23 protein-coding genes are annotated in these 20,617 nt (G+C 63.9%); 17 read left to right on the top strand and 6 right to left on the bottom strand.

The window, feature by feature from the left end:
• Positions 1–121 precede the first annotated feature (121 nt).
• The 16 genes from CWO91_RS17540 to CWO91_RS17460 all read left to right on the top strand — a co-directional run bounded on the left by CWO91_RS17540 (position 122) and on the right by CWO91_RS17460 (position 14,382).
• Positions 122–505, top strand: a complete 384-nt coding sequence (locus tag CWO91_RS17540) for a hypothetical protein (protein WP_130214765.1) — start codon at positions 122–124, stop codon at positions 503–505.
• Positions 502–1,584, top strand: a complete 1,083-nt coding sequence (locus tag CWO91_RS17535; RefSeq protein WP_130214763.1) for a PHA/PHB synthase family protein — start codon at positions 502–504, stop codon at positions 1,582–1,584. The genes CWO91_RS17540 and CWO91_RS17535 overlap by 4 nt, the downstream gene beginning before the upstream one ends.
• On the top strand, positions 1,581–2,174 hold the full coding sequence (locus CWO91_RS17530; RefSeq protein ID WP_165405517.1) for a GNAT family N-acetyltransferase: 594 nt from the start codon (positions 1,581–1,583) through the stop codon (positions 2,172–2,174). The genes CWO91_RS17535 and CWO91_RS17530 overlap by 4 nt, the downstream gene beginning before the upstream one ends.
• 216 nt (positions 2,175–2,390) lie before the next feature.
• On the top strand, positions 2,391–2,846 hold the full coding sequence (locus tag CWO91_RS17525) for a phasin (protein WP_130214759.1): 456 nt from the start codon (positions 2,391–2,393) through the stop codon (positions 2,844–2,846).
• A 168-nt stretch (positions 2,847–3,014) separates the two neighbouring features.
• Positions 3,015–4,301: a DUF445 domain-containing protein gene (locus tag CWO91_RS17515; protein WP_130214755.1), complete on the top strand. Its 1,287-nt coding sequence runs from the start codon at positions 3,015–3,017 to the stop codon at positions 4,299–4,301.
• A gap of 200 nt (positions 4,302–4,501) precedes the next feature.
• On the top strand, positions 4,502–5,272 hold the full coding sequence (locus CWO91_RS17510; protein WP_165405516.1) for a lipase family alpha/beta hydrolase: 771 nt from the start codon (positions 4,502–4,504) through the stop codon (positions 5,270–5,272).
• 209 nt (positions 5,273–5,481) lie between these two features.
• Positions 5,482–6,348 carry a phenylacetic acid degradation operon negative regulatory protein PaaX gene (gene paaX, locus CWO91_RS17505; protein ID WP_130214751.1) on the top strand — a complete coding sequence of 289 codons (867 nt, stop codon included), beginning with the start codon at positions 5,482–5,484 and terminating at the stop codon, positions 6,346–6,348.
• Between the two features lie 76 nt (positions 6,349–6,424).
• A complete protein-coding gene (paaA, locus tag CWO91_RS17500) occupies positions 6,425–7,417 on the top strand; it encodes a 1,2-phenylacetyl-CoA epoxidase subunit PaaA (protein ID WP_165405515.1) in 993 nt (330 codons plus the stop codon).
• 10 nt (positions 7,418–7,427) lie between these two features.
• Entirely contained in the window at positions 7,428–7,715 is a 288-nt protein-coding gene (gene paaB / locus CWO91_RS17495) for a 1,2-phenylacetyl-CoA epoxidase subunit PaaB (protein ID WP_130214747.1), read from the top strand.
• Positions 7,715–8,491, top strand: a complete 777-nt coding sequence (paaC, locus tag CWO91_RS17490) for a 1,2-phenylacetyl-CoA epoxidase subunit PaaC (protein ID WP_165405514.1) — start codon at positions 7,715–7,717, stop codon at positions 8,489–8,491. The genes paaB and paaC overlap by 1 nt, the downstream gene beginning before the upstream one ends.
• Positions 8,485–8,988, top strand: a complete 504-nt coding sequence (paaD, locus tag CWO91_RS17485) for a 1,2-phenylacetyl-CoA epoxidase subunit PaaD (protein ID WP_130214744.1) — start codon at positions 8,485–8,487, stop codon at positions 8,986–8,988. Before paaC ends, paaD begins: the two co-directional genes overlap by 7 nt.
• 168 nt (positions 8,989–9,156) lie before the next feature.
• Positions 9,157–10,239: a 1,2-phenylacetyl-CoA epoxidase subunit PaaE gene (paaE, locus tag CWO91_RS17480; RefSeq protein WP_130214742.1), complete on the top strand. Its 1,083-nt coding sequence runs from the start codon at positions 9,157–9,159 to the stop codon at positions 10,237–10,239.
• 55 nt (positions 10,240–10,294) lie between these two features.
• Positions 10,295–10,744, top strand: a complete 450-nt coding sequence (gene paaI / locus CWO91_RS17475) for a hydroxyphenylacetyl-CoA thioesterase PaaI (RefSeq protein ID WP_130214740.1) — start codon at positions 10,295–10,297, stop codon at positions 10,742–10,744.
• 42 nt (positions 10,745–10,786) lie between these two features.
• Positions 10,787–12,118 (top strand): phenylacetate--CoA ligase PaaK, encoded by a 1,332-nt coding sequence (paaK, locus tag CWO91_RS17470; protein WP_130214738.1) that lies wholly within the window; start codon positions 10,787–10,789, stop codon positions 12,116–12,118.
• Between the two features lie 64 nt (positions 12,119–12,182).
• On the top strand, positions 12,183–13,187 hold the full coding sequence (locus tag CWO91_RS17465) for a quinone oxidoreductase family protein (protein WP_130214736.1): 1,005 nt from the start codon (positions 12,183–12,185) through the stop codon (positions 13,185–13,187).
• A gap of 115 nt (positions 13,188–13,302) precedes the next feature.
• Positions 13,303–14,382, top strand: a complete 1,080-nt coding sequence (locus CWO91_RS17460; protein ID WP_130214735.1) for a YeeE/YedE family protein — start codon at positions 13,303–13,305, stop codon at positions 14,380–14,382.
• Position 14,383: 1 nt separating this feature from the next.
• On the opposite strand, the gene CWO91_RS17455 is transcribed toward CWO91_RS17460, so the two are convergent.
• From CWO91_RS17455 to CWO91_RS17435, 5 genes are read right to left on the bottom strand one after another with little or no spacing between them, the layout of a single operon-like run.
• Positions 14,384–15,607 carry a bifunctional alpha/beta hydrolase/OsmC family protein gene (locus CWO91_RS17455; RefSeq protein WP_130214733.1) on the bottom strand — a complete coding sequence of 408 codons (1,224 nt, stop codon included), beginning with the start codon at positions 15,605–15,607 and terminating at the stop codon, positions 14,384–14,386.
• Between the two features lie 26 nt (positions 15,608–15,633).
• A complete protein-coding gene (locus CWO91_RS17450) occupies positions 15,634–16,296 on the bottom strand; it encodes a sulfite oxidase-like oxidoreductase (protein ID WP_130214731.1) in 663 nt (220 codons plus the stop codon).
• 3 nt (positions 16,297–16,299) lie between these two features.
• Positions 16,300–17,622, bottom strand: coding sequence for an MFS transporter (locus CWO91_RS17445; protein ID WP_130214729.1), 1,323 nt, complete (start codon positions 17,620–17,622; stop codon positions 16,300–16,302).
• Positions 17,623–17,655: 33 nt separating this feature from the next.
• Complete coding sequence (locus CWO91_RS17440; RefSeq protein WP_130214728.1) at positions 17,656–18,876, bottom strand: cytochrome P450; 1,221 nt, start codon at positions 18,874–18,876, stop codon at positions 17,656–17,658.
• A 58-nt stretch (positions 18,877–18,934) separates the two neighbouring features.
• Positions 18,935–19,144, bottom strand: a complete 210-nt coding sequence (locus CWO91_RS17435; RefSeq protein ID WP_060911080.1) for a ferredoxin — start codon at positions 19,142–19,144, stop codon at positions 18,935–18,937.
• Positions 19,145–19,276: 132 nt separating this feature from the next.
• Here CWO91_RS17435 and CWO91_RS17430 point away from each other — a divergent pair, with 132 nt between their 5' ends.
• Entirely contained in the window at positions 19,277–19,924 is a 648-nt protein-coding gene (locus CWO91_RS17430; protein ID WP_130214726.1) for a TetR/AcrR family transcriptional regulator, read from the top strand.
• On the opposite strand, the gene CWO91_RS17425 is transcribed toward CWO91_RS17430, so the two are convergent.
• Positions 19,921–20,559: an aspartate/glutamate racemase family protein gene (locus tag CWO91_RS17425; protein ID WP_130214724.1), complete on the bottom strand. Its 639-nt coding sequence runs from the start codon at positions 20,557–20,559 to the stop codon at positions 19,921–19,923. The two genes, CWO91_RS17430 and CWO91_RS17425, sit on opposite strands and share 4 nt — an antisense overlap.
• Positions 20,560–20,617 lie beyond the last annotated feature (58 nt).

The raw sequence follows: 20,617 nt of genomic DNA, 5'->3' as shown, positions 1-20,617 counted from the left end.
CCCGCGGCAAAGAAGCCGCGTGTGTGCGCACCGGGCCGCTTGCCGGTTGACCGGCCCTTCGCAACGGTGTGGTATGGCCAAAAAGAAGGGCGTCGAAGCTCTCGATAGCAGGAGGACGCCGATGACCGACAAGACCAACGACCCCGTCGCCATGTGGCAGAAGATGGTGGGCGAGATGGAGAAGGGGTTCAACGCCTTCGCCAACCAGGCCATGTCGTCGCCTGAGTTTTCACAGGCGATGAACCGTGCGGGAGGAGTTGCTGCAGGTGCTCAGAAGCAGCTCGGCGAGCTCATGGAGAAATACTTTGTTGCAATGAACCTGCCGAGCCGGGAGCAGGTGACAGGTCTTGCGGAGCGGCTCCAGTCCATCGAAGCCCAGCTCGGCGAGATGAAGTCGATGCTGAGCCAGATGGCGGCAAGTTCGGGCATCTCGCGAGACTCCGATGGGACGCCACGGCCGCCGCGGACGAAGCGTCCGCCCTCCGAAACCGGAGAGCAGAAATGAACGCGCCGACGGGACTTGATTTCGCATCTATCCCGGAGCGCATCCAGACCGAGGTGCAGCGCGCGATTCAGCGCAGTATCAAAGGCGTCGAATATTTCTCGACCTCCGGCCCCACGCTCGGCTCGACACCGAAGGACGTGCTGCATTCGCGCGGCACGATGAGCCTCTATCACTACCGACCAATGTCGGACGAGATCTACCGCGTGCCGGTGCTGATCGTGATGGCGACCACCAACCGCGGCTACATCCTCGACCTCGTGCCCGGCCAGAGTTTTATCGAGTTCCTGCTCAAGCGCGGTTACGACGTTTACATGCTCGATTGGACCGCACCGCGGCCAGAGGAAAAGAACCTGCGGATGGAGGACTATGTCCTCGATTTCATCCCGGACTGCGTCCGCCGCGTGCAAGCTGATTCCGGCGAGCAGGACGTTTCCATCATCGGCTATTGCTTCGGTGGCGTGCTGTCGCTGCTCTACGGTTCGATCCACAAGGATGGGCCGATGAAGAATCTGATCTGCTTCACCACGCCGATCGATTTCCGCGAGATGAAGCTGTTTTCGAATTTCTCCGACCGCCGCTATTTCGACGTCGATCATCTCGTCGATAGCGTCGGCAACGTGCCGCCGGAGATGATCTTGTCTTCGTTCGAGATGCTGCGTCCGGCCTCGCGCCCGGTGAGCCAGATCCAGCTCTGGGAAAACATCTGGAATGACGAGTTCGTCAAGTCTTACCGCATGTTCGACCGTTGGGCGACCGACACGCTGCCGCTGGCGGGCGAGTATTTCCGCGCCATCACCAAGGACCTGATGTGGGACAACAAGCTGTACAACGACACCATGTCGGTCGGCGGCCGTGCGGCGAAGCTCGAAAACATCAAGGTGCCGATCCTGCATGCGGTCGCGGAGCACGATCACATCGTGCCGTATGACGCCGCAAAGCACCTGATCGCGAAGATCGGGTCCGAGGACAAGGAAGAGGTGATGTTGAAGGGCGGCCACGTCTCGCTGGTCGCCGGTGCCAACGCGGTGAAGCGGCTGTGGCCGAAACTGGACTCCTGGCTGGGAAAGAGATCGACATGAGTGAGCAGCGTTCCTATCCGCGTCACATCAAGACCGATGCGGGTGATATCGAGATCCGCCGGATGGCGCCCGGAGACGAAGCCGCGGTGCTCGCCTTCGGCCAAGGTCTTCCATCCCACGATCTGTTGTTCCTGCCACGCAATATCAGCGAGCCGAAGGTGCTTTCCGCCTGGGTCAAGGAGATCGAGCGCGGCGCCATTCAGAGCCTGCTCGCGGTGAGGGACGGCAATGTCGTCGGCTGCGGCACGCTGGTGCGCGATCCGCATTCCTGGTCGCCCCATGTCGGCGAGATCCGCATGGTGGTCTCGTCCGACGTGCGCGGGCAGGGTGTGGGGAAGGCGCTCTCACAGGAGACCTTTGCACTTGCGCTCGGTGCTGGCCTGGAAAAGCTCTCGGTGCAGATGACAGTCGACCAGCGGGCGGCGATCGCCCTGTTCGAAGGCCTCGGCTTCAAGGCCGAGGCGCTGCTGCGCGACCACGTGCGGGATATCGGCGGCAAGACCCATGACATCGTGGTGCTTGGGCACAACATCGCGCAGGTTCAGGCTCAGATGGAGGCCTATGGATTGCCAGGCGCGGTCCAGCATTAAGGCGAAGATCGGGCCGGTACGGACCTAATTCGTCCGAGACGGCCTCTAACTAGGGCAGTGTGGCGCCTCTTGTTAAGGCTGTTCACGATTTCGTGATATCGCAATGCAATATGAATATTGCATCGCACAATTAACGATGCCATATAAGCCGTGCCCCGGGCCAATTGCGGACGGGGTGAGCCCATAGCTCAGACCAATGAGGATGGAGAGAACCCCATGACCACTGAAACCAACACCGCCTTCGAGGGCTTCAAGGACGCTTTCAAGAACATCCAGAATCTGGAAGTTCCCGAGGCTGCCCGCGAGTTCGTCAAGAAGACCGCCAACACCGCCAAGGACCGTGCTGCCGAAGCTTTCGCCGGCTCCGAGCGGGTGACCGCCGCCGTCGAGAACGCGGTGACCGAATCCGTCGCCGAGGCCGGCAAGATCAGCCGCAACATCCAGCAGGCGATCTATGAGGACGCCGAGGCGTTCTTCTCGGGCATCGACAAGCTCGCGTCCGCCAAGTCGATCAGCGAGGCCGTCGAGATCCAGTCGAGCCTGCTCCGCGCCCGCGGTGAAGTGTTCGTCTCGCGTGCCAAGGCGACCGCCGACTATTTCGGCAAGCTCGCCGCCAACGGCGCGAAGTCCGCTCAGGACAATTTCGCCAAGGTCTACAACAAGACCGCGTGATACGGCGCCCGACGACAAACTGAATTTGAGGCCCGCTTCGGCGGGCCTTTGTTTTTTGCGCCGCCCTCATTGCGAGGAGCCCTTGCGACGAAGCAATCCAGAGTCTCTCCGCGGAAAGATTCTGGATTGCTTCGCTTCGCTCGCAATGACGGGTAGGGTGATGCAGTCATGGGTTCATCAGGCACCTATCTCTTCGATACCCGCGGTGACGCCGAACGCGCGGCGGAGCTGCGGCGCGTGAAAGCGCTCGCGACCCTGGTGTTGGCCTCGACACTCGCTCTGTTCACTGTCGCAAAACTCCTGCTGAACGTGCATCCCGTGTTCGGCTTCATCGCAGCCTTCGCGGAAGCCGCCACCATTGGCGGGCTCGCCGACTGGTATGCCGTGGTCGCGCTCTTCAAACGGCCGCTCGGCCTGCCGATCCCGCATACCGCGATCATCCAGAGCAACCAGGCCCGCATCGCCGACAAGCTCGGCGAGTTCATCCAGGTGCATTTCCTCGAGGCAGGTCCCGTCGAGGCCAAGCTGAAGGAAATCGATTTCGGCTCCTTCGTCGCCGACTGGCTGCGTGATCGCAAGCGCAGCGACGATCTCGCGCGCTTTGCGCTGCGCCTGCTGCCGGAGGCGTTCTCAGCGACGGAAAGTTCGGGCCTGATGGCCTTCATCATCCGCCGCATGTCCTCCCAGCTCCAGGCGATCAACCTTGCGCCGCTCGCCGCGGGCACGCTGCGCGGCTTCGTGGCGGAAGGGCGGCACCAGATTCTGTTCGACGATCTCCTGCGCGTGATGCACGACACGCTGAATCAGAAGGAGACGATGGCGATGATCCGCGAGAAGGTGCGCGCGGAATTGCCGACGTTGCTGCGGCTCTATCGCGCCGACAAGTTTTTGGTGAACAAGATCGTGGCGTCCGCCACCGCTTTCTTCAATGAAGTGCGCAGCGACCCCAAACATCCGTTCCGCGGCGAGTTCGATCGGATGGTGTTGAACTTCGTCGACCAACTCGGCACCGACCGGGCCTATATCGACCGCATCGACGGCCTGAAGCGCGATCTGCTGGCGCGGCCCGAGCTTGCCGATCTCGCCCGCACCGTCTGGGCCAACACGCGCTCCTTCATCGAGCGCAGCGCAAGCGGCGAGACGCAAGTGCTCCAGCATCATCTCGCCGGCATGTTCGTCGCCGCGGGCGAAGCGCTCGCCGGCGATGCCGAACTGCGCGGGGAGATCAACAAGGGTCTGGTGACCGTGCTGCGCAGCGTCGTCGCCGATCAGAAGGGCGGTGTTTCGACTTTCATCTCCGACCAGGTCAAGGCGTGGAATATGACGCAGTTGATTTCGCTGATCGAGATCAACATCGGACGCGACCTGCAATACATCCGCTTCAACGGTTCGCTGATCGGCGGCCTCGCGGGACTTGCGCTCTACTCCGTAGAATTCCTGCTCCGATTGTTGTGACTTTTGCGTCACGGCCGTTAGCATTAACGCGCGGGCCTATTGTCGGCCCGCAGCTCTCCCGCTTGAATGTCGAGAACCGGCCGCCTAGCTGATTCATGCTGCGCTGCGGAACGTTCAAGAAGCCGGCGTATTGGAATTCATGCCCATTTGCCGGCATCGCAGCCGGCGGCCTTTCCAGGATTCTCCCAGGGGAAACATTGATGACCGCTACTGCCCAGACGCTGCGTCCGCCGTCCCGCACCCTGATGTTTCTGGAGGGGCGCGCGATCCATGAGTTCGGCGCATTCCTCGGCGCGCTGCCGCTGCTGAGCCTCGCGCCCCGCGGCGATGGGCATCCGGTGCTGGTGCTGCCGGGCCTCGTGGCCTCCGATGCGTCCACGCGCGCGCTGCGCGCGTTTCTGACCAGCAAGGGCTATGCGGTGAGCGGCTGGCGCCAGGGTCGCAACTACGGCCTGCGTCCCGGCGTCCAGCACGCGATGGTCGATCTGGTTCAGGAGCTCAGCGACAGCCATGGCCGCAAGATCAGCCTGGTCGGCTGGAGCCTCGGCGGCCTCTATGCGCGCCAGCTCGCCAAGATGATGCCGGAGCGCATACGCCAGGTGATCACGCTCGGCAGCCCCTTTGCCGGCAATCCGAGCTCGACCAATGCCTGGCGCGTCTATGAATGGGCGAGCGGGCGCAAGGCCGACGAGGTCGATCCGCATTTCGGCGGCGAACTCGCCGTCCCGCCGCCGGTGCCGACCACAGCCATCTTCAGCCGTACCGACGGCGTCTGCGCCTGGCAGGGCTGCATGGAGAAATCGGGAGCGCAGACCGAGAGCATCGAGGTCGAAAGCAGCCATTGCGGCATGGGTCATCATCCCGCCGTGGTCTATGCGGTCGCCGACCGCCTCGCGCAGAAAGAAGGCCAGTGGCGGCCGTTCGACCGCAGCGGCTGGCGCAGCCTGGCCTATCCCGATCCGCACAGGTAGCTCGCTTCCTTCGCCTCTCCCCGCTTGCGGGGAGAGGTCGGATCGAAGATGCGATCCGGGTGAGGGGGATTCTCCGCAAGTCCAACTCTCACTGACCTTGCGGAAACTCCCCCTCATCCCGACCTTCTCCCCGCAAGCGGGGAGAAGGAGAAGAGGCCTCGTCGCTCCGTCCATTGTCGCGCCCGCACCAAACGCGCTATGCCTCGCGCATGGCGCATCCGTTGTCCCGCATCATCGACCAGCTCAAGCGCGAGCCGTCGCGCACCGGCTCCATCGTCATCACCGTGTTCGGTGACGCCATCGTGCCGCGCGGCGGTGTGGTGTGGCTCGGCACGCTGTTGGAATTTTTCGAAAGCCTCGACATCGACAGCGGCGTGGTGCGCACCGCGATGTCGCGCCTCGCGGCGGACGGCTGGCTGTCGCGCGAAAAGGTCGGTCGCAACAGCTTCTATCGGCTGGCCGAAAAGGGACGCCAGACTTTCGAGTCCGCGACGCGCCACATCTACGATCCGCCGCCGTCCGACTGGACCGGGCGCTTCGAGCTGCTCCTGATCGGCAACGGCGAGGACCGCGACGCCTCGCGCGAGGCGCTTCGCAATGCCGGCTTCGGTACTCCGCTGCCGGGCGTATGGGTCGCGCCGTCGGGCGTACCGGTGCCCGACGAGGCCGTGGGCGCGATCCGTCTTGAAGTCTCGGCGGAGGATGACAGCGGCCGCCGCCTGCTCAGCGCGAGCTGGCCGCTGGACCGCACTGCGGATGCCTATCTGAAATTCATGAAGACGTTCGAGCCGCTCCGTGCCGCGATCGCGCGCGGCACAGACCTATCCGAGACTGACGCCTTCACCGCGCGCATCCTCCTGATCCACTATTACCGCCGCGTCGTGCTGCGCGATCCGCTGTTGCCCGAAAGCCTGCTGCCGGCGGATTGGCCGGGCAGGGCAGCGCGTGCGCTTTGCGGCGAGATCTATCGCGCACTGCTGGCTCCGTCGGAGCAATGGCTCGACAGCCATGGAACCAACGAGAGGGGACCCTTGCCGGCGGCGCGGAAGCTTCTGGAACGGAGGTTCGGCGCCTGATCTATATGTTACAGAAATATCTTGCATGAAATAAATTCTGTTATATATTTCCTCCCAACAAATCGGGAGGATGCGCATGTACACTCAGGCGCTGAACACGGCCGAGACCGACGATCGCGGTCTTGAGGACGCGGCCAGGGCTGCGCAATTCCAGGCCCGCATCGATGCCGAGGAGCGTATCGAGCCGAACGACTGGATGCCGGCGGCCTACCGCAAGACGCTCACCCGCCAGATCTCCCAGCACGCCCATTCCGAGATCGTCGGCATGCTGCCGGAGGGCAACTGGATCACCCGCGCGCCGACGCTGCGCCGCAAGGCCGCGCTGCTCGCCAAGGTGCAGGACGAATGCGGCCACGGGCTCTATCTCTATGCCGCCGCCGAGACGTTAGGGACCTCGCGCGAAGAGCTGGTCGACGCCATGCTCGCGGGGAAAGCCAAATACTCCTCGATCTTCAATTATCCGACGCTGACCTGGGCCGACATCGGCACCATCGGCTGGCTGGTCGACGGCGCCGCGATCATGAACCAGATCCCGCTGTGCCGCTGCTCCTACGGCCCCTATGCGCGCGCGATGATCCGCGTCTGCAAGGAGGAGTCCTTTCACCAGCGCCAGGGTTACGAGATCATGCTGACGCTGTGCCGCGGCTCGGAGGCGCAGAAGGCAATGGCGCAGGATGCGTTGGACCGCTGGTGGTGGCCGGTGCTGATGATGTTCGGCCCGCCGGATGCCACGAGCCAGCACAGCGACACCTCGACGAAGTGGAAGATCAAGCGCTTCTCCAATGACGAGCTGCGCCAGAAATTCGTCGATGCCACCGTGCCGCAGGCGCAATATCTCGGCCTCACCATTCCCGATCCTGCCATGACCCAGGATGCGGACGGGCACTGGCGGTACAGCGAGATCGATTGGACCGAATTCAAGCAGGTGCTCGCCGGCAACGGCCCCTGCAATCGCGACCGCATGTCCGCGCGCCGCAAAGCGCACGAGGAGGGCACCTGGGTGCGCGAGGCGGCAGCCGCTTACGCGGCAAAGCGCGCGCAGCGTCACACCGCACAAGCCGCGGAATAGGGAGATCACGATGGCCACGCCGAACACGCCGCTGTGGGAAGTCTTCATTCGCAGCCGCAACGGGCTTGCGCACAAGCATGTCGGATCGCTGCATGCGGGCGACGCGACGATGGCGCTGCAGGCTGCCCGCGACATCTACACCCGTCGCGGCGAGGGCCTGTCGATCTGGGTCGTGCCGTCCACCGCGATCACCGCGAGCGATCCGGCCGACAAGGGTATGATGTTCGAGCCGGCGGAGTCGAAGATCTACCGGCACCCGACATTCTACGAGGTGCCCGAAGAAGTGGGGCACATGTGATGCCCTTCGCCAACATCCAGGTCTCCGAAACGCCGCTGGTGCTCTATGCGCTGCGCCGCGCCGATGATGCGCTGATCCTCGGCCACCGGTTGTCGGAATGGTGCGGGCACGCGCCGATGCTGGAAGAGGACATGGCGCTGTCCAACATCGCGCTCGACCTCATCGGCCAGGCGCGCGAGCTCTACACTTACGCCGCCAAGGTCGAAGGCACGGACAACGACGAGGACAAACTCGCTTATCTGCGCGACGTCAGGCAATACCGTAACCTGCTGCTGGTCGAGCAACCGAACGGCGATTTCGCCCAGACGCTGGTGCGGCAGTTCTTCTATTCCGCCTTCGCCGACCTCTATTGGCGCGCGATGATGACCTCGCGCGATACGACGCTTGCCGCCATTGCGGCCAAGTCGGAGAAAGAGAGCGCCTATCATCTGCGCCATGCCTCCGAGTGGATCATCCGGCTCGGCGACGGTACGGACGAAAGCCACGGCCGGGCGCAGGCCGCGATCGATCATCTCTGGGCTTTTACCGGCGAGATGTTTGCCGTGGACGAGGGCGAGCGCGCCCTGATCCATGCCGAGATCGCCATCGATCCGGCGAGCTTGCGCGGTCGTTGGTTGACGACGTTGTCTGATATCGTCAGCGAGGCGACACTTGTCCTGCCTCAGAACGACTGGATGCAGCAGGGTGGCCGCTCTGGCCGGCACAGCGAGCATCTCGGTCATCTCCTGTCCGAGCTGCAATCGATGCAGCGCACCTTCCCGGGGTTGACATGGTGACGGTGCTGGAACGCGATAGTGAGCTGCGCCGGCGGGCCTGGGATGTCGCGGCGAGCGTGGTCGATCCCGAGATTCCGGTGCTGACCATCGCCGATCTCGGCGTGCTCCGTGACGTCGTTCTGGATGGCGATCGCGTCGAGGTTGCGATCACGCCGACCTATTCGGGCTGCCCGGCCATGAACATGATTGCACTCGAAATCGAGCTCGCGCTGGAACGCGCCGGCTTCCGTCGTCCGGAGGTGCGCACGGTGTTGTCGCCGGCCTGGACCACGGATTGGATGAGCGAGGAGGGCCGCCGGAAGCTGCGCGCCTACGGCATCGCGCCGCCGCAGGCCTCAAGCTCGCGCCGCGCGCTATTCGGCGGACAGGCCGTCGCGTGTCCACAATGCGGCTCTGACAAGACCGAGCTCTTGTCCGAGTTCGGCTCGACCTCTTGCAAGGCGCTCTGGCGCTGCAAGGCCTGCCGTGAACCCTTCGACTATTTCAAGTGTCATTGAGAAACGTGCGATGCCAACCCCATCGTCATTGCGAGCGAAGCGAAGCAATCCAGACTATCTCCGCGGAAATAATCTGGATTGCTTCGTCGCATCTGCGCAAGATTGCTTCGCAATTTTGTCGCGAGCTCCTCGCAATGACGGTGGTGAGACCAGTGTAGGGTATCTCTGATGTCAGCAGTCGCACCGCGCTTCCATCGCTTGGCCGTCAACGACCTCCGCCGCGAGGCCTCCGACGCCATCTCGATAACCTTCGCCATTCCCGGTGAACTCGCCAGCGATTACGCCTTCACGCCCGGCCAGTACCTGACGCTCCGCACCACACTGGATGGCGAAGAGGTGCGCCGTTCCTATTCGATCTGTTCCGGACCTGACGACGGCGAGATCCGGATTGCCGTGAAGAAGGTCGACGGCGGCGCGTTTTCGAGCTGGGCGGCGGACGAGCTGAAATGCGGCGACGAGCTCGACGTGATGACGCCGACGGGGCGCTTCGGCCTGATCCCGTCAGCGGAGACCGGCCGCATCCATGTCGGTTTTGCCGCGGGCTCCGGCATCACGCCCATTCTCTCGATCGTGAAGGGCACGCTCGTGCGCGAGCCTGACAGCCGCTTCTTTCTGTTCTACGGCAACCGCGCCACCGACAACATCATGTTTCTCGAAGAGTTGGAGGAGCTGAAGGACCGCTTCATCGACCGCCTCTCGATCTTCCACGTCATCTCCGGCGAGGAACAGGATATCCCGATCCTGCATGGTCGGCTCGACGGCGACAAGGTGAGGGTGCTCTTGCGTTCACTGGTGCCGGCGGAAAGCGTCGATCATGTCTTCATCTGCGGTCCATCGGGCATGAGCGAAGACATCGAGGCGACCTGCCGCGACCTCGGGATCGCGGAAGCGCGTATCCATGTCGAGCGCTTCGTCTCCGAATTCGGCGGCAAGCCGCGGCCGAAGAAGGCCGTTGCGCCCGACGCGCCGCCGAAGGCGGTCGCGTCCCTCATCATCGACGGCAAGCGCCGCGACGTGCCTGTTGCCGAGGACGAGGCGATTCTCGATGCCGCGCTGCGCGCCGGCGTCGATCTGCCCTTCGCCTGCAAGGGCGGCATGTGCTCGACCTGCCGCGCCAAGCTGGTCGAGGGCGAGGCGCCGATGGACATCAACTACTCGCTGGAACCCTGGGAGCTGAAGGCCGGCTTTATCCTGACCTGTCAGGCGAAGCCGTCGTCGGAGCGGGTCGTGGTCGATTACGACCACGTTTGACAGTTTTGGCCAAGCAGCAGAGCATGATGGATAGACATTTGCCCGGGAGAAGCGCGTGAACGTCAAAGCCGCCCTGTCGTCTGAGGATATTGCCCGCGCCTGCGCCGATGCAATGTGGGCGGAGGACGATGCCTCCAAGGGACTCGGCATGGAGATCGTCGAGATCGGCCCCGGCTTTGCGACGCTGGCGATGTTGGTGCGGCCGGACATGGTCAACGGCCAGCGCATCGCCCATGGCGGCTTCATCTTCACGCTCGCCGATTCCGCCTTCGCATTTGCCTGCAACTCGCACAATGAGCGCGTCGTTGCGGCGCAGGGGCAGATCTCGTTCATCAGGCCAGGCAAGCTCGGCGACCGCCTGATTGCGAAGGCAAGAGAGATCACCCGTGGCGGCCGCTCCGGCATCTACGACGTGCGTGTCACTGTAGGTGATACCGTCATCGCGGAATTCCGCGGGCATTCGCGTGTCATTCCCGGCACGTGGCTGCCGGCGCAGGATCAATAAGAGACCAAAGAAAAGAACAAACCACAATGTGGGGAAACGAGGATGGCTCTGACGAGACGCAAGGAAGGTGGCAACACCTATAGCGCCGAGATGGACGCGCAGGAGCGCGCCTCGCGCGACGAGATCATAGCGCTGCAAGAGCAGCGGCTGACCTGGTCGCTGAAGCACGCCTATGACAACGTCGCGCATTACCGCAACGCCTTCGACAAGGCCGGCGTGCATCCGTCCGATTTTCGCGAGCTCGCGGATCTCGCAAAATTCCCGTTCACCGTGAAGACGGACCTCCGCGACAATTATCCTTTCAACATGTTCGCCGTGCCGCGTGAAAAACTGGTGCGCGTGCATGCCTCCTCCGGCACGACGGGTAAGCCGATCGTCGTGGGCTATACGCAGGCCGACATCGACACGTGGTCCAACGTGATGGCGCGCTCGATCCGTGCCGCCGGTGGTCGCACCGGCATGATCATTCACAATGCCTACGGCTATGGTCTCTTCACCGGCGGCCTCGGTGTCCACTACGGCGCCGAGAAGCTCGGCTGCACCGTGGTGCCGATCTCCGGCGGCATGACCGAGCGGCAGGTGCAGCTCATCAACGATTTCCGGCCCGACATCATCACGGTGACGCCGAGCTACATGCTGGCGATCCTCGACGAGTTCAAGCGTCAGAAGCTCGATCCGCGCCAATGCTCGCTCAAGGTCGGCATCTTCGGCGCCGAGCCCTGGACCAACGCCATGCGCGGCGAGATCGAGGACGCCTTCGACATGGATGCGACCGACATCTATGGTCTCTCCGAGGTGATCGGCCCCGGCGTGGCGCAGGAATGCATCGAGACCAAGGACGGGCTCCATATTTGGGAGGATCATTTCTACCCTGAAGTGATCGACCCCGAGACCGGCGCAGTGCTGCCCGACGGCGAGAAGGGCGAATTGGTCTTCACCTCGCTGACCAAAGAGGCGTTTCCGGTGATCCGCTATCGCACCCGCGACCTGACGCGGCTGTTGCCGGGCACGGCGCGGCCGGGCATGCGGCGCATGGAGAAGGTAACGGGGCGCTCGGATGACATGATCATCCTGCGCGGGGTCAATCTGTTCCCGACCCAGATCGAGGAGGTGTTGCTCGCGACCGATTGGTGCGGCGGCCACTTCATCCTGGAACTCACCCGCGAAGGCCGCATGGACGAGCTGACCATCATCGCCGAAGCGCGACCCGAAAGCTGGGACGGCCGCGGGCTTGTCGATCACGCCGACAGGGTATCGACCCACATCAAGAACACGATCGGGATCAGCTCCAAGGTTCGGGTGGTCGCGCCGGCCACGCTGGAGCGCTCGCTCGGAAAGGCCAAGCGGCTCTACGACAAGCGGCCCAAGGACTGACTTGACGGATTGACTTGACCGGCCCCAAAGGCGACAAGGCCGGCAAGAAATCACGGGTCTTTCGATGTCGCCAGCCGATACCAAAACCGTCGAAGCGCGCTGCGTCCGCCTCAATGCCAAGGCCGAGAACGCCGCGGCACTTGCGCCGGTGGTCGAGCCTCAGACGCTCACGCCTGGCCCGAACGATCTCCTGATCGAGGTGAAAGCTGCCGCGGTCAATCCATCCGACGTCAAGGCCTCAACGGGGTTGATGCCTTATGCCGTCTTCCCGCGTACGCCCGGCCGTGACTACGCCGGCGTGGTGATCGACGGGCCGGCCGGGACGATCGGGCGCGAGGTGTTCGGCTCCTCCGGCGATCTCGGCATCCGCCGCGACGGCACCCACGCAACCCATCTCGTCGTCGAGGCCGATGCGGTGGTGGAGAAGCCGAAGACGGTGTCCTGGGAGGAAGCTGCCGGCATCGGCGTGCCCTTCGTCACGGCCATGGAAGGCTTTCGCCGCGCCGGCGTGCCGAAACCCGGCGAGACCGTTCTGGTCTTCGGTGTCAACGGTAAGGTCGGCCAGGCCGCGGTGCAGATCGCGACTTGGCAGGGCGCGCGCGTGATCGGCGTGGTGCGCAAAGCGGAGGCCTATGAAGGCCACACCAACGCGCCGGTCGAGCTGATCGATGCTTCCACGATCGATGTCGCCACGCGCGTGCGCGATTTGACTGGCGGCAAAGGCGCGGACATCGTCTTCAACACGGTCGGCGATCCCTATTTCCCGGCGGCGCACAAGTCACTTGCCCTGCGCGGCCGCCAGATCCTGATCGCCGCGATCGACCGCATCGTCCAGTTCAACATTCTCGAGTTCTACCGGGGCCAGCATACCTATGTCGGTATCGACACGCTCGGCCTTTCGTCGGCGGCGACCGGTGCGGTGCTTCGTGATCTCGGTCCGGGCTTTGCAAACGGGCATCTGAAACCGTTCCCGATCAAGGCGAGCGCCGTCTACCCGCTGGAGCGCGCCAGGGATGCTTATGTCGCTGTCGCTGGCTCGTCGCGCGACCGGGTGATCCTGAAGCCGTAACACACCGTCATTGCGAGCGCAGCGAAGCAATCCAGAAATGCACCCGCGGAGACAGACTAGATTGCTTCGCTGGGCTCGCAATGACGGAGATTGGCGAGAGTTCTGAGAACAACCGATGGAATCCACGCAACTCGTCATCCTCGCCGGCCTCGTCATTGGCCTGATCTACGGCGCCGTCGGCCTGCACAGCGGCTTTTGCCTGATGAGCAGCATGCGTGGTTTTCTGGACAAGGGCGACGGGCGGCTGGTGCGCACCTATGCGCTGGCGATTGCCGTTGCAGTGGCCGGCAGCCAGTTGCTGGCGGGCAGCGGCACGGTCGATCTCGGCAAGTCGATCTATCTGCAACAGGCGTTTTCGGTGCCGGCGCTGTTCCTCGGCGGCCTGCTGTTCGGTTACGGCATGGTGCTATCGAACGGCTGTGGCTCGCGGGCGCTGGTGCTGCTCGGCCGCGGCAATCTCCGTTCCTTCGTCGTCGTGATCGTGCTTGCGATTGCCGCCCAGGTGACGCTCAAGGGCCTGATTGCACCGGCGCGTATCGCACTGGTTCAGGCTTCGCAAACCACCGTCAACGCCAATTCGCTGCCGGCGCTGTTGGCAACGCTTGGCCCGGCTGAAGCTCTTTCGCGCGCGCTGGCCGCTGCCGTGCTCGTCGTCGGGCTGATCCTGTTTGCATTCGCGCATCCGGCATTTCGTCGCTCGCCGGGCCAGATCGCCGCGGGCGTCGTCGTCGGCCTGCTCGTCGCCGCCGGCTGGTTCGTCACCGGCTCTCTCGGCGCCGACGACTTCAATCCGGTGCCGGTGACTTCGCTCACCTTCATCGCGCCGATCGCCGATAGCCTGCAATACGCCATGCTCTCAACCGGCCTGACACTCAATTTCGGCATCGCGACGGTCGCCGGCGTTTTTGCCGGAAGCCTGGTCACGGCGCTCGCCACGGGCCGCTTCAAGCTCGAAGGCTATTCCTCGCCCCGACACATGCTGCGTTCGGCCGGCGGCGCCGCGTTGATGGGGATCGGTGGCGTGATGGCGTTCGGCTGCTCGATCGGGCAGGGGCTCACCGGCATGTCGACGCTGGCCCTGGGCTCATTCGTCGCGGTCACCGGCATCCTGCTCGGTACGGCGGCGGGCCTGCGCGGTGCGTTGCGCGTTCAACCCTTCGAGGCGGCAACCGGGGCAGGTTCGCCGGCCGCTTGAATTACTCCACGGCCTTCGTCACGATGCGAATCTCCGATGTCAGCGTCCGGTGCACCGGGCACTTGTCGGCGATCTCCATCAATTTCTTGCGCTGCTCGGCATCGAGCGCGCCTTCCATCGCAATGTCGCGCTCGATCTGATCGAGCATGCCCTCGCGCGTTTCGCACTCGGCACAATCCTTGGCATAGATCTTGGAATGCTTCAGCGTGACGGTGACGCGGTCGAGCGGCAACGATTTGCGGTCGGCATAGAGGCGCATGGTCATCGAGGTGCAGGCACCGAGGCCTGCGAGCAGGAAATCATAGGGCCCGGGACCGGCATCCTCGCCACCGGCAGCCACAGGCTCGTCCGCCACCAGACGGTGCGGACCAACCGAGATGATCTGGTTGAACTTGCTCTTGCGGGTCTCCTGCACCACGACTTGGCGCGGCGTCTCGGGGAGATCCATCGCCTTCGCGGGCTTTGCGGTGTCGATGTAGCGGCTGGCCCAGGCCGCGATCACATCGGCCGCGTAGAGAGCGTCGGCAGGCTTCGTCAGCAGATGGTCGGCGTGGTCGAGGGAGACGAAGCTCTTGGGATGCCTGGCAGCAACGAAGATCTTCGTCGCATTGTCGATGCCGACGGTGTCGTCGACCGGCGAGTGCATCACCAGCAGCGCCTTGTGCAACCCCGTGATGTCCTTCATCAGTTCGTGCTCGACGATGTCGTCGAGGAACTCGCGCCTGATCCGGAACGGGCGTCCCACGAGCGAAACTTCCACCTCGCCCTGCGCGCGGATGTTATTGATGTGCTCTTTGAACAGTCCGGTGACGTGGGCGGGATCGGAGGGCGCCGCGATGGTCGCGACCGCCTTGGCTTCGGGAATCTGTCCTGCTGCCGCGAGGACCGCGGCCCCGCCGAGGCTGTGGCCGATCAGGATGGACGGCGCCTTGCGCGTTGCGCGCAGATGATCGGCGGCGCGCACCAGATCGGTCACATTGGACGAAAAGGTGGAATTGGCGAAATCGCCCTCGCTGGAGCCGAGCCCGGTGAAGTCGAACCGCAGCACTGCAATGCCCTTGGCCGCGAGCGCAACCGAGATGCGCTTGGCCGCCAGCGCATCCTTGCCGCAGGTGAAGCAATGCGCGAACAGCGCGAAAGCTGCGGGCTCACCGTCCGGCAGTTCCAGCGCGGCCGAAAGCTGATGGCCGCCTTCACCGGTGAATTGAAAGCGTTCCGTCGGCATAGGCTTTCCCCCGTTCTTGCTCGAACCTAATCGTCTGAATAGCGCTGCTCGGCCCAGGGATCGCCGCGGTTATGATAGCCGCGGACTTCCCAGAAGCCCGGCGCGTCCTCAGTCAGGAATTCGATGGCCTGGAGCCATTTGGCACTCTTCCAAAAGTACAGATGCGGCACGACCAGCCGCACTGGTCCGCCATGCTCGGCCGACAGCGGCTGACCCGACCAGCTATGGGCGAGCAGAGCGTCCTCGGCGGCGAAGTCCTCCAGTGCGAGATTGGTGGTGTAACCGTCAGAGGAATGCAGCAGGACGAAGCGCGCATCCTCGCGCGGCTGGCAGGCCGCGAGCAGCTCGCGCGTCGCGAGCCCTTCCCACTCATTGTCGTAGCGCGACCAGGTCGTCACGCAGTGGATATCGGAGGTGAACCGCGCCTGCCTCTGCGCGATAAACTCGTCGAAGGTCCAGAACACGGGGGCATCGACCGCGCCATAGACGTCGAGCCGCCAGCGCTCGCGCGATACCGGCGGCACGACCCCGAGATCGAGCACTGGCCAATCCTTGGTGAGGTGCTGGCCGGGCGGCAGCCTTTGGTCCTCCGCCCGCGTGATCTTCCCCGTGAGGAAGCGGCCCTCGCGCGCCCATTTCTCCTTGGTGCGCGTCAGCTTGCTGTCGGGCGGCTCGTTGTCGTCAGCCATGGCCTACTCATGCCGATGCATTGCGGAGGCGTGCTTGGTGTCGCGCATGGTAGCATAGATGATCAGAGACAGGCAGATGATGCCGGCAAGATAGAAATAGAACCATTCCTCGTGCCCAATGCTCTTGAAATAGAGCGCGATCGCCGGCGCGGTGCCGCCGAAGATCGAGACCGTAATGGCGTAGGGCAGGCCGACGCCGAGCGCGCGGACATTGGTCGGGAACAGCTCGGCCTTCACTACCGCATTGATCGAGGTGTAGCCGGCGACGAACAGCCAGGCGGCGCAGATCAGGATGAACGCGACGAAGGGCGACTTGGTCTCCTTCAGCGTCATCAGCAGCGGCACGGTCGCGAGCGTGCCGGCGACGCCGAAGAAGATCAGCAGCGGCTTGCGTCCGATCCTGTCGGAGATCGCGCCGTAGATCGGCTGGAGGATGGTCGCAAAAATCAACGTGCCGAAGATCACGAAAGTGGTCTGGTCCTCGGTCAGCCCGACCGAAAGCTTGACGAAGGTCTGCATGTAGGTGGTGAATGTATAGAAAGCGGCGGTGCCGCCGGCGGTGAGGCCGACCACCAGCAAGAGCTCGCGCGGATATCGCAGCAGGTTGGTGATCGATCCGGTCGGCTTCACCACCTTCTTGGCCTCCTCGAACGCCTCGGTCTCGTGCAGGCCGCGCCGCATCACCGCGGCGAAGATCGCAAGCGCCGCGCCGATCGCGAAGGGGATACGCCAACCCCAGTCCTTCAGCTCACCCGGCGTGAGGAAGACCTTTTGCAGGAGCAGCAGCACGATGATTGCGGTGAGCTGGCCACCGATCAGCGTCACGTACTGAAAGCTGGAATAGAAGCCGCGGTGCTTGGGGTCGGCGACTTCGCTGAGGTAAGTGGCGCTGGCGCCATATTCGCCGCCGAGGCTCAAGCCCTCGATCACGCGGGCGAGCGCCAGGATTACCGGTGCCGCAAAGCCGATCGTGGCATAGGTCGGCGTCAGCGCGATGATCAGCGAGCCGAAGCACATGAACACGACGGACAGCGTCAGCGAGATGCGGCGGCCGAAATGGTCGGCGATATAGCCGAAGAACCAGCCGCCCAGGGGCCGCATCAGGAAGGTCGCCGCGAATACGACGGCGACGTTCAATTGCTGGACGACGGGGTCGTTACCGGGGAAGAACGCGGGAGCGAAGTAGAGCGCAAACGCCGTATAGGCGTAGAAATCGTACCACTCGACGAGATTGCCGATCGAGCCGATGAAGATCGCCTTGATCCGCCGCTCGGCGTCGGCGAGGTCAAAATACGCAGAGGCCGGGTTGGTTGCTTGCTCTGTCACGTCCGGCCTCTCCGTATCGTTGTTTGGAGAGGCCTACATCGCCTTTCCAAGCAGAAATGGCAACTGGCGGGGACCTCTCACCGTGCCTTGCGACCAGGTTACGGTGCCTGCCGGGTCGAGAGCGAAATCCGGAATCCGCTTCAGCCATTCCTCCAGCGCAACCTGCATTTCCATGCGCGCAAGGTTGGAACCGACGCAGCGATGGATGCCGAGGCCGAAGGCAGCGTGGCGGTTCTCGCGGCGATCGATCACGACTTTGTCAGCGTCCGGAAACATTTTGGGATCGCGGTTCGCGGCAGGGAAGGACAGCAGCACCATGTTGCCCGTCTTCACCGGGCAGCCCGAAATAGATGTGTCCTTGACCACCTCGCGCGCCATCGTCACCGGGGAATAGGCGCGCAGCAGCTCTTCCACCGCGGTTGGAATCAACCCGGGCTCGGCGATCAGCCGTCCGCGATCGGTCGGCGTTTTCGCAAGATGCCAGAGCGAGGAACCGATCGCGCTCCAAGTGGTGTCGATGCCGGCGATCAGGAGCAGGCGCAGCGAGCCCAGCACGTGGGAATCCTCGAGCGGATTGCCGTCCTTGTCCCTGGCGTTCATCAGGTAGGAGATCAGGTCATCGGTCTGCTTCGTCTTGCGCGCCTCGATGTGGCCACTGAAATAGGCGCTCATCTCCTGCACGGCCTGGAGCAGCTTGGTCTCGTCCTTGATGCCGAGCTCCAGGATCATGTGGATCCAGTTGACGAAAAGATCGCTGTCGCTTTCGGGAATGCCGAGCATGTGCGCGATCGCGCGCACCGGAATGTGCTTCGTGTAGCGCGCCGCGGCGTCCACGCTCTTCTCGGTGATGAAGTCGTCGATCAGCTCGTTGCAGATGGCGCGGACCCTCGGCTCCAGCTTCTTCATCGCGTCCGGCGTGAACGGCGGCAGCAGCAATTGCTTGGCCGGCTTGTGCACGGGCGGATCGGAGGTGATCGGCGGGGCCGCATTCCTGGCGATCTCCGGGCGCACGTCGCGGACGATGATGCGGCGGGAGGAGAAATGCTCGGTGTCGTTGGCGATCTCGCGCACGGCTGCATAGGTCGTCGGCAGATAGCAGCCGAGGAAGCGTTCTGTGTGCACGACCGGGCTTGCGGCGCGCAATTCGTCCCAGATCGGGAAGGGGTCGTCCGTCCATTGCGGATCGGTGTGGTCGAAATCATGGACCCAGTCGGTCACGGGCGGATGAGCGGCGGGTTGGCTGACGTCGGACATCTCGGAATCCCCAGGGGCTCGTGTTCGCTGAAGGCACGCACAACGCGCGGAAACCGCGCTACTCCTCGATCACGTCGATTGCGATCTCCGGACAATTGGACTTGGCAAGCCAGGCCTTATCTTCCAGTCCCGGCGGAACGGTGCCGTCTCCGGCTTCATGAGCGTTGCCGTATTCGTCGAGCTCGAACAGTTCCGGCGCGAGCGCCTTGCAGCGGGCATGGCCCTGGCATTTGTCGGGATCGACGTGAACCTTCAGTCGCTCTGTCATTGCGGCTTCCTCGGTCGTGTGCGCGCAGGACCCGAAGGCGGCGCGTTTCCTCATCTGAGTTCTTAAGTTATATCCTATTACATTCGCGGCAGGCTTCCCCTGTCAAGTGCAAACTTATAGGCTCGCCGTGATATGCGCTCACAACTCGCTCGCAAACCCGAGAAGACCTATCACCATGGCGATCTTCGCGATGCCTTGATCAAGGCCGCGCTGCGCGAAGCGGAACGCGGCGGCGCCGAGGCGATCAGCATCAAGGGTTTGGCCAAGCAGCTCGGCGTCTCGCAGCCGGCGCCATACCGGCATTTTGCCGACCGCGAGGCCTTGCTCGCGGCGGTGACAGCCGAGGCGTTCCGGCAGCTCAGTGCAACCTTTCGGGCGGCGATGGCGAAACCGTCAGAGCAGTCGAAGCTGTCGCGGCTGGCGCAGGCAATGCTCGACTTCGGATTGCGCCGCAACGGCATCTATCGCCTGATGTTCGCGTCCCGCACGGTGTCCTGCGCCGCCAAGGGCAGCGAGCTGCATGAGGCCACGCGCGAGACGTTTGCGCTTGTCATCGAGGCCCTGGAGGTGCCTGCCGTCGGCTATTTGCGCGAACGGCAGGCCCTCAAGATCTGGGCGGCGCTTCACGGCGTGGTGATGCTGGCCGAGCAGGGCCTGTTCACCGGCGAGGCCGCACATGCCACGCGCGAGGATCTCGTCCAGGATTTCGTGAGCGAAACCAAGGCCGCGCTCGCGGTCGCGATCAAGGACGCGGGGCGCCGGAAGAAGGCCGGCGCCTAAGTCTTCATCGCGAGCAGCCTCATCAGCTTGTCGACGGCGCTGTCCGGTGTGGTGACGACAGGGCGGCCGGTGGTCTCGGCGACCAGCGGCGCCGTCGCCGCGATGCTGAACTGGGCCAGCGCGATGACATCGCAATCGCGCAAATCGTGCGATGCTTCTGCGATCAGGCGATCGTGCGTGGCACGGTCGCCGCGGTCGAGAGCGGCCAGCGCGCCCTCGGCAAGTTTCGGCACGATTTGGACGGAAGCAGGAAATTCCGGCGGCATCGAGACCAGGGTGGGCGGGAAGGTCGAGAGCAGGCCGATCCGCTTACCCATGGTCACCGCACGCTCGATCATCGCCTCGTTCGGCTTCAGCACCGGCATCGGCGCATGCGCCCGCGCGACCGCATCGATGCAGGGACCGAAGGCCGAACAGGTGAACAAGATCCCGTCCGCCCCTGTTGCCGCCGCGTAATCGCCGAGCGCCAGGAAACGCTCGGTCATGGCATCGGTGAGCGCGCCGTCGCGCGCCAGATCCGCGGATAGGCTGTCGTCGAGCAGGTTCATCAGCCGCGCCTCGGGCCACGCCTGCGCGAACGCCGCCTCGATCGGGGCGATGGAGTGCTTGAGGGCGTGGATGAGGGCGATGCGCATGGGATGTCTCGTCTCCCTCGCCCCGCTTGCGGGGAGAGGGTGGGGTGAGGGGGGAGTC

The sequence above is a fragment of the Bradyrhizobium genosp. SA-3 genome, from assembly GCF_004212635.1.
GTDB lineage: Bacteria > Pseudomonadota > Alphaproteobacteria > Rhizobiales > Xanthobacteraceae > Bradyrhizobium.
Note: the sequence above shows the minus strand (reverse complement) of the source record. Positions and strands in the feature narration are given on the sequence as shown.